The organism is Pseudomonas sp. 18-147 (genome assembly GCF_051048045.1).
GTDB classification, from domain to species: domain Bacteria; phylum Pseudomonadota; class Gammaproteobacteria; order Pseudomonadales; family Pseudomonadaceae; genus Pseudomonas; species Pseudomonas aeruginosa.
Genome location: NZ_CP182296.1, coordinates 1,635,879 through 1,649,137 on the forward strand (window position 1 = coordinate 1,635,879; position 13,259 = coordinate 1,649,137).

General features: G+C 68.6%; 11 protein-coding genes. 7 read left to right on the forward strand and 4 right to left on the reverse strand.

The genetic code is table 11. The features are described from left to right. The first annotated feature begins 95 nt into the window (after positions 1 to 95). Genes ACM0M4_RS07990 through ACM0M4_RS08015 form a run of 6 tightly spaced genes read left to right on the forward strand, consistent with a single transcriptional unit; the run spans position 96 to position 7,966 of the window. On the forward strand, positions 96 to 1,823 hold the full coding sequence (locus tag ACM0M4_RS07990) for an acyl-CoA dehydrogenase family protein (protein ID WP_003098471.1): 1,728 nt from the start codon (positions 96 to 98) through the stop codon (positions 1,821 to 1,823). A 38-nt stretch (positions 1,824 to 1,861) separates the two neighbouring features. After that, positions 1,862 to 3,049: a CaiB/BaiF CoA transferase family protein gene (locus ACM0M4_RS07995; protein ID WP_003143270.1), complete on the forward strand. Its 1,188-nt coding sequence runs from the start codon at positions 1,862 to 1,864 to the stop codon at positions 3,047 to 3,049. Positions 3,050 to 3,108: 59 nt separating this feature from the next. After that, on the forward strand, positions 3,109 to 3,906 hold the full coding sequence (locus tag ACM0M4_RS08000) for an enoyl-CoA hydratase (protein ID WP_010793349.1): 798 nt from the start codon (positions 3,109 to 3,111) through the stop codon (positions 3,904 to 3,906). Next, positions 3,903 to 5,435 (forward strand): 3-hydroxyacyl-CoA dehydrogenase, encoded by a 1,533-nt coding sequence (locus tag ACM0M4_RS08005; RefSeq protein WP_023114578.1) that lies wholly within the window; start codon positions 3,903 to 3,905, stop codon positions 5,433 to 5,435. Before ACM0M4_RS08000 ends, ACM0M4_RS08005 begins: the two co-directional genes overlap by 4 nt. Positions 5,436 to 5,457: 22 nt before the next feature. Beyond that, entirely contained in the window at positions 5,458 to 6,663 is a 1,206-nt protein-coding gene (locus ACM0M4_RS08010) for a 3-oxoadipyl-CoA thiolase (protein WP_221345523.1), read from the forward strand. Positions 6,664 to 6,715: 52 nt separating this feature from the next. Next, a complete protein-coding gene (locus tag ACM0M4_RS08015; protein WP_003098463.1) occupies positions 6,716 to 7,966 on the forward strand; it encodes an OprD family porin in 1,251 nt (416 codons plus the stop codon). Between the two features lie 5 nt (positions 7,967 to 7,971). Here ACM0M4_RS08015 and metR read toward each other — a convergent pair whose 3' ends face one another. After that, positions 7,972 to 8,892 carry a transcriptional regulator MetR gene (metR, locus tag ACM0M4_RS08020; protein WP_004345413.1) on the reverse strand — a complete coding sequence of 307 codons (921 nt, stop codon included), beginning with the start codon at positions 8,890 to 8,892 and terminating at the stop codon, positions 7,972 to 7,974. 298 nt (positions 8,893 to 9,190) lie between these two features. On the opposite strand from metR, the gene ACM0M4_RS08025 reads away from it, so the two are divergent. Continuing rightward, positions 9,191 to 10,177 carry an alpha/beta fold hydrolase gene (locus ACM0M4_RS08025; protein WP_003098462.1) on the forward strand — a complete coding sequence of 329 codons (987 nt, stop codon included), beginning with the start codon at positions 9,191 to 9,193 and terminating at the stop codon, positions 10,175 to 10,177. Between the two features lie 16 nt (positions 10,178 to 10,193). Here ACM0M4_RS08025 and ACM0M4_RS08030 read toward each other — a convergent pair whose 3' ends face one another. From ACM0M4_RS08030 to ACM0M4_RS08040, 3 genes are all read right to left on the reverse strand, one after another. Continuing rightward, positions 10,194 to 10,523, reverse strand: a complete 330-nt coding sequence (locus ACM0M4_RS08030; RefSeq protein WP_003119370.1) for a GlpM family protein — start codon at positions 10,521 to 10,523, stop codon at positions 10,194 to 10,196. 132 nt (positions 10,524 to 10,655) lie between these two features. Then, the gene (glpD, locus tag ACM0M4_RS08035) at positions 10,656 to 12,194 is read right to left on the reverse strand and encodes a glycerol-3-phosphate dehydrogenase (protein ID WP_003098460.1); all 1,539 of its coding nucleotides are present in this window, start codon (positions 12,192 to 12,194) and stop codon (positions 10,656 to 10,658) included. A 278-nt stretch (positions 12,195 to 12,472) separates the two neighbouring features. Then, entirely contained in the window at positions 12,473 to 13,228 is a 756-nt protein-coding gene (locus ACM0M4_RS08040) for a DeoR/GlpR family transcriptional regulator (RefSeq protein ID WP_003092173.1), read from the reverse strand. Positions 13,229 to 13,259: the final 31 nt, after the last annotated feature.

Sequence of the window (13,259 nt, forward strand, 5' to 3'; positions counted from 1 at the left end):
CGATCTGTTTTTCTTATCGTCGATGATTTTTTTTGTATTGGATGCTTATCGAACCACTCGCCTAGTCTCGGCGCAAGACAAGCAGGAGCCGCGCCATGACCGCCATGCCCGAAGTACTTCGCGAAGATACGCTGAACATCCCCGACAGCCGTGGGCTGAATCTCTACACCTGCGATCCGGCCCTGGAGCGGCTGCTGGAGGTATACCTGCCGCCGGCGTTGCTCGCCGAATGGCGGCCGCTCCTCGAACGGCTCGGCGCCCGTGCCGGCGGCGAGCTGGACGTGCTGGCGCTGGCGGCGGACAAGAATCCGCCGGTGCTGGCGCCGCGCACCCGCCGCGGCGAGGATTTGCAGAGCATTCGCAAGCATCCGGACTACGTCGCCCTCGAACGGGTGGCCTATGCCGAACTTGGCCTGGCTTCCATGAGCCATCGCCCGGACGGCCCGCCGCCGCTGGTGAAGTATGCGCTCACCCACCTGTTCGTACAGGCCGAGTTCGGCCTTTGCTGCCCGGTCAGCATGACCGACTCGCTGACCCGCACCCTGCGCAGGTTCGGCGCGCCAGAACTGGTCGAGCGCTACCTGCCGTCCCTCGCCTCGCGGGATTTCGACGAGCTGTTCCAGGGCGCCATGTTCATGACCGAGCAGGCCGCCGGCTCCGACGTGGCGCGGACCCGTACCGTGGCGCGGGAGCAGGGCGGCGAGTGGAAGCTCTACGGCGACAAGTGGTTCTGCTCCAACCCGGACGCCGACCTGGCGATGGTCCTGGCCCGCCCCGAAGGCGCGCCGGAAGGAATGAAGGGCGTGACCCTGTTCCTGTTGCCGAAGGTCCGCGAGGACGGCACGCGCAACGCCTATCGCATCGTCCGCCTGAAGGACAAGCTGGGCAGCCGCTCCATGGCCAGCGGCGAAGTCCGCCTGGAAGGCGCCAGCGCCTACCTGATCGGCGAGATCGGCCGCGGCTTCCAGCAGATGGCCGACATGGTCAACATGTCGCGCCTGTCCAACGGCGTGCGCGCCGCCGGGCTGATGCGCCGGGCGCTGAGCGAGGCGCTGTTCGTCGCCCGCCATCGGCGCGCCTTCGGCAAGCACCTGATCGACATGCCGCTGATGCAGAAGCAGTTGCTGAAGATGATGCTGCCCACCGAACAGGCGCGCTCGATGTTCATGCAGATCGCCACGCTGCTGCCGCGCGCCGATGGCGGCGAGGTCGAGGCGCAGAAATGCGTGCGGATCCTCACCCCGCTGATCAAGTTCCGCGCCTGCCGCGATGCGCGACGGGTCACCGGCGACGCCATGGAGGTGCGCGGCGGGGTCGGCTACATCGAGGAGTGGAGCGACCCGCGGCTGGTGCGTGACGCCCACCTGGGGTCGATCTGGGAGGGCACCAGCAACATCGTGGCGCTGGACGTCGCCCGTGCGGTGAGCCGCGAACAGGCGCTCGAACCCTTGCAGCGCCACCTGCGCCGGCTGCTGGATGACAGCGACCTGCCAGGGGACGCCCGCGACCTCTTCGACGAACTGCTGGTGCGAGTGGTCGCGACCATGGCCGACGTCGCCGAGCGCCGCCAGGATGAACAGGTGCGCCAGGCCGGCAGCGCCCTCTACCACCTGTGCACGGCGATCTTCATGGCCTGGGAAGCCAGCCGCCAGGCACCCGACCAGCGCCGCCTGGCCCTGGCCTTCCTGGTCGCCCGGCACAAGCTGCTGCCGCGCGACCCGCTGCACCTGGAGGGTTGGACCGACCAGGCCGAACTGCTGGCCAGGGTGGTCGGCGAGGTGCCGCTGAGCCAGGCCGAAGCCATGCAATTGCTGCCGGCCTGACTGCCCGCATTCCCGCTCACAACAACCAGAGAGTCGCCATGACCAATCAGACGGGCGCCCTGCGTGGCCTGAAAATCATCGATCTCAGTCGGGTCCTCGGCGGACCCTACTGCTCCCAGGCGCTGGCCGACCACGGCGCCGAGGTGATCAAGCTGGAACCCCTTGGCGGCGACGAAACCCGTGGCTGGGGGCCGCCCTTCGAGGGCGACACGGCGTCCTACTTCAAGGGCGTGAACCGCAACAAGAAGGGCATCGCCGTCGACCTGGCGACGGCGGAGGGCATCGAGCTGCTGCTGCGCTTGCTGGAGGACGCCGACGTACTGCTGGAGAACTTCAAGCCCGGCACCCTGGCGCGCTGGGGGATCGGCTACGAGGAGGTGCTTCGCCAGCGCTTCCCGCGGCTGGTCCACTGCGCGGTATCGGGCTTCGGCGCCGACGGCCCGCTCGGCGGCCTGCCCGGCTACGACGCGGCGATCCAGGCGATGGCCGGACTGATGAGCGTGAACGGCGAGGCCGGCGGCGAGGCGTTGCGCATCGGCCTGCCGATCGTCGACATGGTCACCGGGCTGAACGCCATGGCCGGCATCCTCCTCGCCCTCCACGAGCGCCAGGTCAGCGGGCGCGGGCAGTCGGTGGACATCGCCCTGTACGACTGCGGTATCTCCCTGCTGCACCCGCACCTGCCGAACTACTTTGCTTCCGGACGTACGCCCCGGCGTAGCGGCAACGCCCACCCGAACATCGCGCCCTACGACAGCTACCGCACCGGTACCGAGCCGATCTTCCTCGCCGTCGGCAACGACCGCCAGTTCGCCCGCCTGTGCGAGTACCTGGGAGCGGATGAACTGCCGGGGGACCCGCGCTTCGCCGACAACGGCAAGCGCTCGGTCAACCGCGAGGCGCTGAAGCGCGCCCTGGAGGACTACCTGGCGGCCCACGACGGCCGTGAGCTGGCCGAGCGGCTGATCCGTCTCGGCGTGCCCTGCGGAGCCATCGCCACGGTGGAGCGGGTGGTGGAGCACCCGCACACCCGCCATCGCGGGATGGTCGTCGAACTCGAGGGCTATCGCGGCATCGCCTCGCCGGTGAAGCTTTCGCGCACCCCGGCCAGCTACCGCGCCGCGCCGCCGGTGCTGGGCGGAGACACCCGGGAAGTCCTGGCGGAACTGGGATTGAGCGCCGAGGCGATCGACGCGCTGGTCCGGCGCGGCATCGTCCGCGCCTGAAACCCCTCACGGCACGGCCTGCGCCGTGCAACTCAATCCCCGGGCAATTGGAGATGGCCATGGATTCCTCCCCTGGGGCGGTGCGCCCCGAACTCGTGCTGCTGGAGCGGCCGGAGCAGGGCGTGGCCCTGTTGCGACTGAACCGCCCGGCAGTGCTCAACGCCCTGAACATGCGCCTGCGCGAGGCTCTGGCGGAGCACGTACGGCGCCTCGACGAGTGCGCCGATACCCGGGTCATCGTCCTCACCGGAAATGGCGCGGCGTTCGCCGCCGGCGCCGATCTCAACGAACTGGCGGAGGCGTCCGTGCTGGAGATCCAGCAGCGCGGGGTGGAGCGCCACTGGCAGGCCCTCGCCGCCTGCCGCAAACCGCTGATCGCCGCCGTGGAGGGCCATGCCCTGGGTGGAGGCTGCGAGTTGGCGATGCACTGCGACCTGATCGTCGCCGGTGCCTCGGCGCGCTTCGCCCAGCCGGAAGTTCGTGTCGGCGTGATGCCCGGCGCCGGCGGCACCCAGCGCCTGGTGCGAGCGGTGGGCAAGTTCCAGGCGCTGCGCATGCTGTTTACCGGTTGCACGGTACGGGCGCCGGAGGCCCTGGCCATAGGGTTGGTCAGCGAGGTGGCGGCGGATGGCCAGGCATTGGATCGCGCCCTCGAACTGGCTCGCCAGATCGCCGGCCTGCCGCCGCTGGCGCTGGCGCAGATCAAGGAAGTGGTCCTGGCCGGCGCCGACCTGCCGCTGGACCAGGCCCTGGCGCTGGAGCGCAAGGCCTTCCAGTTGCTGTTCGACAGCCACGACCAGAAGGAGGGCATGCGTGCCTTCCTGGAAAAACGCACAGCGGAGTACCTGGGAAAATGAGCGAGCCATCGATCGTTCTCATCGGTATCGTCGGTACCGGTGCCATGGGCCAGGGCATCGCCCTGCTCGCTGCCTGTGCCGGGCTGTCGGTGCTGCTCTACGACAGCCGCCAGGGGGTGGCGCTGCAAGCGCGCGAGCAGATCGCCACGGTCCTTGCCCGGCAGGTGGAGCGGGGCCGGCTGGAGGCGGAGGCTGTCGAGCGCGCGATGGGCAATCTGCGGGTGGTCGAGGACTTGCGGGTCCTAGGCGGCTGCCAGTTGGTGATCGAGGCGATCGTCGAGAACCTGGAGGCCAAGCAGGCGTTGTTCCGCCAATTGGAAGAGGTGGTCGGCGACGAAGCGATCCTCGCCAGCAATACCTCCTCGCTGTCGGTTACCGCGATCGCCTCGGCCTGTCGCGATCCCGGCCGGGTCGCCGGTCTGCACTTCTTCAATCCGGTGCCGCTGATGCGTCTGGTGGAGGTGATCGAGGGTCTCGCCACCCGCACCGGCATCGCCGAGCGACTGTGCGCCCTGGTGGCGACCTTCGGCCACCAGGCGGTGCGTGCCACGGACAGCCCCGGCTTCATCGTCAACCATGCCGGACGGGCCTTCGGCACCGAGGCGCTGCGTATCCTCGGCGAGGGCGTGGCGCCGGTGGCGGCGATCGACGAAGTCCTGCGCGAGGGCGCCGGCTTCCGCATGGGCCCGTTCGAGCTGTTCGACCTGGTCGGGTTGGACGTCAGCCTGCCGGTGATGGAGTCGATCTACCGGCAGTACTACGAGGAGCCGCGTTATCGTCCGCATCCCTTGCTGCGCCAGATGCTCGCCGCCGGCCGCCTGGGGCGCAAGAGCGGCCAGGGCTTCTACCGCTACGACGGCGCTGGGCAGGTGCCCGTCGCCGCCCCGGCGGTTGCGCCAGGCGCGGCGTTGCCGCCGGTGTGGCTGGGCGTCGACGACGAACATGACCGCGCGCCATTGCTGACGTTGCTACAACGTCTGGGCGCCGAGGTGGAGAGCGGCGAGCGTCCTTCCGGGGCGGCGTTGTGCCTGCTTGCGCCACTGGGCGCCGACGTCAGCGCCGCAGCGCGGCGGTTCGCCGTCGATCCGACGCGCAGCCTGGCCATCGACGTGCTGTCGGACCTGGAGCGACACCGCTGCCTGATGGCCTGCCCGGCGACCCGAGCGGAGCTGCAGCAGGCCGCTCGCACCCTGTTCGCACGGGACGGCGTGGGCGTCACGCTGATTCGCGACAGCGCCGGGTTCATCGTCCAGCGCACCCTCGCCTCGATCGTCAATCTCGCCTGCGACATCGCCCAGCAGGGTATCGCTTCGGTGGAGCACATCGACCTGGCGGTGCGCCTCGGTCTCGGCTATCCGCTGGGGCCGCTGGAGTGGGGCGACCGACTGGGCGCCGGGCGCGTGCTGCGCATCCTCGAACGCCTGCATGCGCTCAGCGGCGACCCGCGCTATCGCCCCAGTCCCTGGCTGCGCCGGCGCGCCCAACTGGGCCTTTCCCTGCGCCAGCCGGACAGCCCGTTGGCCTCCTGATCCCTTGGCGGAGAAACACACCATGCTCGATGCCTATATCTACGCCGGCCTGCGTACGCCTTTCGGCCGGCATGCCGGTGCACTCTCGACGGTGCGTCCGGACGACCTGGCCGGCCTGCTGCTGGCGCGTCTCGCGGAAACCTCCGGGTTCGCCGTCGACGACCTGGAGGATGTGATCCTCGGTTGCACCAACCAGGCCGGCGAAGACAGCCGCAACCTGGCGCGCAACGCGCTGCTCGCAGCCGGCCTGCCGGCGCGGCTGCCCGGGCAGACGGTCAACCGCTTGTGTGCCAGCGGACTGTCGGCGGTGATCGACGCGGCGCGCGCGATCAGTTGCGGCGAGGGTCGGCTGTACCTGGCCGGCGGCGCCGAAAGCATGTCCCGGGCGCCGTTCGTCGTGGCCAAGGCGGAGAGCGCCTTCAGCCGCACGCTGGAGGTCTTCGACAGCACCATCGGCGCGCGCTTCGCCAACCCCAGGCTGGTCGAGCGCTATGGCAACGACAGCATGCCGGAGACCGGCGACAACGTGGCCCGCGCCTTCGGCATCGCCCGCGAAGACGCCGACCGTTTCGCCGCTTCTCCCCAGGCGCGCTACCAGGCTGCGCTGGAGGAGGGCTTTTTCCTCGGCGAGATCCTTCCGGTGGAGGTGCGTGCCGGACGCAAGGGCGAGACGCGGCTGGTGGAGCGCGACGAGCATCCGCGGCCGCAGGCCGACCTGGCGGCCCTGGCGCGCTTGCCGGCGTTGTTCGCCGGCGGGGTAGTGACCGCCGGCAATGCCTCGGGGATCAACGACGGGGCGGCGGTAGTGCTGCTGGGCGACCGCGCGATCGGCGAGCGCGAGGGCATCCGGCCGTTGGCGCGGATCCTCGCCAGCGCCAGCGTCGGCGTCGAGCCCCGGTTGATGGGCATCGGCCCGCAGCAGGCGATCCTCCGCGCGCTGCAACGCGCCGGCATCGGCCTGGACGAGGTCGGCCTGATCGAGATCAACGAAGCCTTCGCGCCGCAAGTCCTGGCCTGCCTGAAGTTGCTCGGCCTCGACTACGAGGACCCGCGGGTCAATCCCCATGGCGGCGCCATTGCCCTCGGCCATCCGCTCGGCGCCTCCGGTGCGCGCCTGGTGCTCACCGCCGCCCGCGGGCTGCAACGCATCGAGCGGCGCTACGCGGTGGTCAGCCTGTGCGTCGGGCTCGGCCAGGGCGTGGCGATGGTGATCGAGCGCTGCCGATGAGACACCGTTCCCCCTAGAAAAAGAGGCGCCCAGGCGCCCGTTCGGAGTGCGTATGAACAACAACAAGAAATGCGCGTTTTTCCTGCTGCCGATCCTTGCCGGCGATAGCGTTCCCGCCTTGGCCGAGGGCTTCCTCGAAGACTCGCGGGCCAGCCTGGCCTTGCGCAACTTCTACATGAACCGCGACTTCCGCGATGGCGCGGGGCGTGCGAAAAGCGAGGAGTGGGCCCAGGGCTTTCTCTTCGACTACCGCTCGGGCTATACCGAGGGCACCCTCGGCGTGGGTCTCGACCTGCTGGGCAAGCTCGGCGTCCGGCTCGATTCCGGCGCGGGGCGTAGCGGCACCGGCCTGCTTCCGCTTCGCGACGATGGCAGCGCGGCGGGCGACTACGCGCGGCTGGACGCGACCGCCAAGCTGCGCCTGTCGCGCAGCGAACTGAAGGTCGGCGGCCTGGTACCGAAGCTACCGACCATCCAGCCCAACTACGGGCGGCTATTCCCCCAGGTGTTCCAGGGTGCGCTGCTGACTTCCGGTGAACTGAGCGGACTGAGCCTGAACCTGGGACGGCTGACCGAGGTCAGCCAGCGCAACGAGGCGGGCACCAGCGACCTGGCGCTGTTCAACCGCAACCGGCGGTTCGCCGGCGCGGCGCAGGCGGACCGTTTCGACCTGGCCGGCCTGGACTACCGTATCGCCCCGGACTGGACCGGCAGCTACCACTATGGCGAACTGGAGCAGGTCTACGCCCAGCATTTCCTCGGTCTCAAGGGGCGCATCGGCATCGCTGCGGACAGCCTGGAGAGCGACTTGCGCCTGGCGCTCAGCCGGGATACCGGCGGCGCTCGCGGCGGGCGCATCGACAACCGTTCCTTCAGCGGGTCGCTCACCTACCGCCTGCGCAACGGCCAGGCCTTCGGCCTGGGCTACCAGCGGATGAGCGGCGACCACGGTTTCCCCTACCTGGAGGGGACCGATCCGTACCTGGTCAATTTCGGCCAGTACAACGACTTCGCCGAGGCTGGCGAATCCTCCTGGCAACTGCGCTACGACTGCGACTTCGCGCCGCTCGGGGTGCCCGGCCTGAGCCTGATGACGCGCTATTTCAGCGGCCATGGCGCGAAACCGAAGGGCGCCGACGGCAGTCGCGAGTGGGAACGCGACAGCGACCTGCGCTACGTGTTGCAGGGCGGTGCGCTGAAGGGACTGGGGCTGGTCTGGCGCAACGCTACCTACCGTTCGGCCTTCAGCCGCGACATCGACGAGAACCGCCTGTACCTGACCTATGAGCTGCCGCTGTTCTGAGCCGTTCAGCCCTTGGCGGCGCTGACCCCTTCGAGGGTGGCGAAGGAGGTGTCCTTGGCGGTGAGCAGGAAGTCGCGCATGAATGGCGCATCGAACATGTCCGTGCGGATGGCGGCGAAGAGCGTGCAGTACAGGCCCTTTTCACCGAGGCGCCGGGCCGTCACGTAGCCGCGCGAGCTGTACTCGTGCAGGGCCCAGTTCGGCAGGCAGCAGACGCCGCGACCGGAGGCCACCAGTTGCATCATCATCACGGTCAGCTCGGCTATGCGCACCTGCGCCGGCTCCACGTCGGCGGGGTCGAGGAAGCGGGTGAAGACGTCGAGACGGTCGCGTTCCACCGGATAGGTGATCAGGGTTTCCCGCTCCAGGTCCTCCGGGACGACGTACGGCCGGCTAGCCAAGGCATGCTGATTGGCCACCGCCAGCAGCGCTTCGTAGGTGAACAGCGGCACGTAGGTGATGCCGGGCAACTCGACCGGGTCGGCGGTCACCACCAGGTCGAGGTCGCCGCGGGCCAGGGCCGGCAGCGGCGCGAAGGAGAAGCCCGAGGCCAGGTCCAGTTCGACTTCCGGCCAGGCGTCGCGGAACTGGTCGATGGTCGGCATCAGCCACTGGAAGCAACTGTGGCATTCGATGGCCATGTGCAGGCGCCCGGCGGTACCGCCGGCGAGCCGTGCCAGGTCGCGCTCGGCGGTGCGCAGTTGGGGCAGCAGCGAGTCGGCCAGTTGCAGCAGGCGCAGCCCGGCGCTGGTGAAGCGTACCGGCTTGGTCTTGCGCACGAACAACTGCATGCCCAGGCGCTCTTCCAGTTCCTTGAACTGGTGCGACAGCGCCGACTGGGTAAGGTGCAGGCGCTCGGCGGCTTCCACCAGGCTGTCGGCTTCGCGCAGCGCGTGCAGGGTCTTGAGGTGGCGAAGTTCGAGCATGGCGGCCTCTGTATGAGCAAAACTTGATAGCGGTGCGGATTCGTTGAGTTTGTCTCATACGCCAGGGGCTGTCGACAAGCGATGGCCTCGATCCCGCAGAGCGTGCGATCGTGGAGCGACGGGGAGAAGAGCCCGGCACACGGGACGGCGGCACGGAGCAGCGGCGCAACGCCGCAGAGCCACAACGCCACGACCGCCTGGCGGCATTCATCAAACTGTCACGCTACTGTGGCAGCGCGCTGGACGAAATTTAATCAGAATCGCGCTCCACTGGGGTTTTGCGTTCTGGGTTTTCTTCATGCGTGCTTTCATCTTCCTGGCCGCCTTGTTGTGCAGCCTCTCCTCCTTTGCGGCGGCGCGTTGCGACGCACGCGTACCTACCGAGACGGTCGAACTGGGCGACGTGCGCCTGGCCTACCAGAGCATCGGCCGCGACAGCGATCCGGCCCTGCTGCTGGTGATGGGCCTGGGCGGGCAACTGATCCACTGGCCGGACGAGGTGGTCAGCGCCCTGTGCGAGCAAGGCTTCCGGGTGATCCGCTACGACAACCGCGACGTCGGCCTGTCGGCCTGGAACGTGCCGGTGCCCAGTTCGCGGCTGACCTACGAAGTGGTGCGTTATCGCCTCGGCCTGCCGGTCAGCGCGCCCTATACCCTCACCGACATGGCCGGCGATGCCCTGCATCTGCTCGACGCGCTGGATATCCCCCAGGCCCATGTGCTCGGCGCCAGCATGGGCGGGATGATCGCCCAGCACATCGCCGACATGGCGCCGCAGCGCCTGCTCAGCCTGACCCTGGTGATGACCAGCTCCGGCGCCGAAGGCCTGCCGGCGCCCAGCGAGTCGCTGCTGCGCCTGCTGGCGCGGCGCGAGGCGGCCAGCCGCGAGCAGGCGGTCGAGCAGCAGGCCGACCTGCTGGCGGCGCTGGGCAGTCCGGAAGTGCGCGATGATCGCCAGCAACTTCTGTTGCAGGCCGCACGTTCCTACGACCGCGCCTTCAACCCGGAAGGCGTGCAGCGGCAATTGCTGGCGATCCTCGCCGAACCCAGCCGGGTGCCGCTGCTGAACCGTCTGCAGGTGCCGACCCTGGTGATCCATGGCACCGCCGATCCGCTGCTGCCGGTGATGCACGGCGTGCACGTGGCGGCGCATATCCGTGGCTCGGAGCTGAAGCTGATCCCCGGTCTCGCCCATCGCTTCCAGGAAGCCTTCAAGGAGCCGTTGCTGGCGGCGGTGGTGCCTTACCTGAAGGCCCATCGGCAGGCCAGCGTCGTCCAGCTCTGAAGCCGCGCTCGCGGTCTCAGGCGTGCAGGCGTACCCAGAGGCCCACCAGCACGCTTGCCGCCACCAGCCAGGCCAGCGCCGCCAGGGCCAGCGAGGTCTCCAGGCGGAAGCGCTCGACCAGCAGGTAGAGCGCGGCGAGATAGACGAAGTAGGGGATGATCGACCACATGCCGAAGACGATGGTGGTCTTCAGGTCGTCCAGCGAACGGCCCTTGCCGACGATGTAGTGGGCAATCAGGGCGAAGGTGGGAAACAGCGGCACCAGGCCGGCGATGTAGTAGTTGCGGGTCTTCGACAGGACGGCGAGGAGCACGACCACGGCGGCGCCGATCAGCGCCTTGAACATCAGGTCCACGGGATTCTCGACTGCGGCGGCGCCACCGGCTTGGTGGCGCCGCGCATTATGCCCGGATCGTCCCGTACCCTTCCATAACGAACGAGGCCCGCAAAAGCGGGCCTCGACGTTTCTGGCTGGCGATCAGGCCGCATGCACCCGCGGGCGATGCGGATGCTCGCTCTGCAGGTACTGGCCGAGGCGCACCTGCTGGCTCGGCGAGAGGAACAGGCCGAGCTTGCTGCGGCGCCAGAGGATGTCCTCGGCGTCCTGGGCCCACTCGTGCTTGCACAGGTAGTCCACTTCGCGGGCATACAGGCCGCCGCCCAGGTGCTCGCCGAGATCGGCTTCGCCATTGACCCCGTCCAGCAGGCGCCACACCCGGGTGCCGTAGGTGCGCGCCCAGCGCAGCGCCAGTTCGCGGTCGAGCCAGGCGTAGCGGTTGGCCAGTTGCTCGGTGAGCGCCTCGACGCTCTGCATCTGCTCGCCGCCCGGCAGCGGTGCCTTGGCGGTCCAGGCCGGGCCGAGATTGGCGAAGAACGGCTGGAGCTGCGTCAGCGCCGATTCGGCCAGCTTGCGGTAGGTGGTCAGCTTGCCGCCGAACACCGAGAGCAGCGGCGGCTCGCCGTTGCCGGCGGAGAGCGACAGGGTGTAGTCGCGGGTGATCGCCGAAGGCTCGTCCGACTCGTCGTCGCACAGCGGACGCACGCCGGCGAAGCTGTGCAGGATGTCGGCGGCCGCGAGTTGCTGCTTGAAATGGGCGTTCACCACTTGCAGCAGGTAGGCGGTTTCCTCTTCGCTGATCGCCACCTTGGCCGGGTCGCCCTGGTACTCGCGATCGGTGGTGCCGATCATGGTGAAACGGTCCAGATAGGGGATGGCGAAGACGATGCGGCGGTCTTCGTTCTGCAGGATGTAGGCGTGCTCGCCTTCGTACAGCTTCGGCACGATGATGTGGCTGCCCTGGATCAGGCGGATACCGTAGGGCGACTTCTGTTTCAGGTCGTCCTGGATGAAGCGCGCCACCCAGGGGCCGGCGGCGTTCACCAGGGCGCGGGCGCGGATCGAATACAGGCTGCCGTCGCTGCGCTCCAGGTGCAGGTGCCAGAGTCCCTTGCTGCGACGGGCGCTGACGCAGCGGGTGCGGGTATGGACGTGGGCGCCGTGCTCGCGGGCGGAGATCGCGTTGAGCACCACCAGGCGCGCATCGTCCACCGCGCAGTCGGAGTACTCGAAGCCACGGCGGATCTCGGCCTTCAGCGGGCTGCTGCCGGTGAAGCGCAGGCCGCGCGAGGCGGGCAGCTTCTCGCGCTTGCCGAGGTGATCGTAGAGGAACAGGCCGGCACGGATCATCCAGGCCGGGCGCAGGTGCGGACGGTGCGGCAGGACGAAGCGCAGCGGCTTGACGATGTGCGGCGCCTTGGCCAGCAGGACCTCGCGCTCGGCCAGGGCTTCGCGGACCAGGCGGAATTCGTAGTGTTCGAGGTAGCGCAGGCCGCCGTGGATCAGCTTGCTGCTGGCCGAGGAGGTGTGCTGGGCCAGGTCGTGCTGTTCGCAAAGGAACACGGACAGGCCGCGCCCGGCTGCGTCGGCGGCGATCCCTACACCGTTGATGCCACCGCCGACCACGGCGACATCGTAGACTTCGGCGAGTGGAGCGGAGGGGGTGTGCGCTTGACTCATGTGAAAGGCCCTGAAGTCGAAAGTGAACGTAGTATTGTTCGAATTCGAAAATAGCTTAGTCGATTGCGCAGTTATTGACCAGCCCGATGCATCAGGCTTTTTCAATTTCGAAGGGTTGCCCGGGCGCTACCGGTTTGCCCGTCCGCGCGGGAACAGCCCCTCTTCCGCATGCGGGAAAGCGGCCACCGAGGGTCGTGGCGCATGGGCAGGGGTCGGCAGGTGGCTTTTCTGAAACGAACATTCACGGCGCCGAACGGCGCCGTGGCAGGGGAAATGCCTCAGACCAGGTCCAGGTGAACCTTGTGCTGTGCCATCAGGCGGGCGATGGCGGCGGGCGGCGGGCTGTCGCTGATGACCCGGTTGACCAGCGAGATCGGTCCCAGGCGGACCACCGCGTTGCGCCCGAACTTGCTCGAGTCGGCGGCCAGGAACACTTGCCGCGCGTTGTCGATGATCGCCTGGGATACGCGCACTTCCTGGTAGTCGAAGTCGAGCAGGCTGCCATCCTCGTCGATGCCGCTGATGCCGACCAGGGCGAAGTCGACGCGGAACTGCTGGATGAAATCCACCGCGGCCTGGCCGACGATGCCGCCGTCGCTGCGTACGGTGCCGCCGGCGACCAGCACTTCGAAGTCTTCCTTGGCGCTGAGGGTGGCGGCCACGTGCAGGTTGTTGGTGATGATCTTCAGGTTGCGGTGGTTGAGCAGGGCGCGGGCGATGGCCTCGGTGGTGGTGCCGATGTTGATGAACAGCGAGGCGTTGTCCGGCACCAGGCTGGCCACGGCTTCGGCGATGCGCTGCTTCTCGTCGCGCATCTGGTCGGCGCGCATGGTGTAGGCGGTGTTCTCGATGCTCGAATCGTAGGCCGCACCGCCGTGGTAGCGGCGCAGCAGTCCCTGTTCGGCGAGCTGGTTGATGTCGCGGCGGATGGTCTGCGGGGTGACCGCGAACATCTGCGCCATCTCCTCGATGCTCAGGTAACCGCGCTCGCGGACCTCCTCGATGATGCTTTGCTGTCGGGGGGGCAGGTTCATGGGTTGTTCTCGTGCTGCCGGGCCGGGACCC

What these genes read in the sequence shown, in the direction of transcription:
- ACM0M4_RS07990 (WP_003098471.1), top strand. Translation starts at nt 96, where the DNA reads ATGACCGCCATGCCCGAAGTACTTCGCGAAGATACGCTGAACATCCCC.
- ACM0M4_RS08030 (WP_003119370.1), bottom strand. Translation starts at nt 10,523, where the DNA reads ATGTTCAAGGCGCTGATCGGCGCCGCCGTGGTCGTGCTCCTCGCCGTC.
- ACM0M4_RS08015 (WP_003098463.1), top strand. Translation starts at nt 6,716, where the DNA reads ATGAACAACAACAAGAAATGCGCGTTTTTCCTGCTGCCGATCCTTGCC.
- ACM0M4_RS08025 (WP_003098462.1), top strand. Translation starts at nt 9,191, where the DNA reads ATGCGTGCTTTCATCTTCCTGGCCGCCTTGTTGTGCAGCCTCTCCTCC.
- ACM0M4_RS08000 (WP_010793349.1), top strand. Translation starts at nt 3,109, where the DNA reads ATGGATTCCTCCCCTGGGGCGGTGCGCCCCGAACTCGTGCTGCTGGAG.
- metR (WP_004345413.1), bottom strand. Translation starts at nt 8,892, where the DNA reads ATGCTCGAACTTCGCCACCTCAAGACCCTGCACGCGCTGCGCGAAGCC.
- ACM0M4_RS08005 (WP_023114578.1), top strand. Translation starts at nt 3,903, where the DNA reads ATGAGCGAGCCATCGATCGTTCTCATCGGTATCGTCGGTACCGGTGCC.
- ACM0M4_RS08040 (WP_003092173.1), bottom strand. Translation starts at nt 13,228, where the DNA reads ATGAACCTGCCCCCCCGACAGCAAAGCATCATCGAGGAGGTCCGCGAG.
- glpD (WP_003098460.1), bottom strand. Translation starts at nt 12,194, where the DNA reads ATGAGTCAAGCGCACACCCCCTCCGCTCCACTCGCCGAAGTCTACGAT.
- ACM0M4_RS08010 (WP_221345523.1), top strand. Translation starts at nt 5,458, where the DNA reads ATGCTCGATGCCTATATCTACGCCGGCCTGCGTACGCCTTTCGGCCGG.
- ACM0M4_RS07995 (WP_003143270.1), top strand. Translation starts at nt 1,862, where the DNA reads ATGACCAATCAGACGGGCGCCCTGCGTGGCCTGAAAATCATCGATCTC.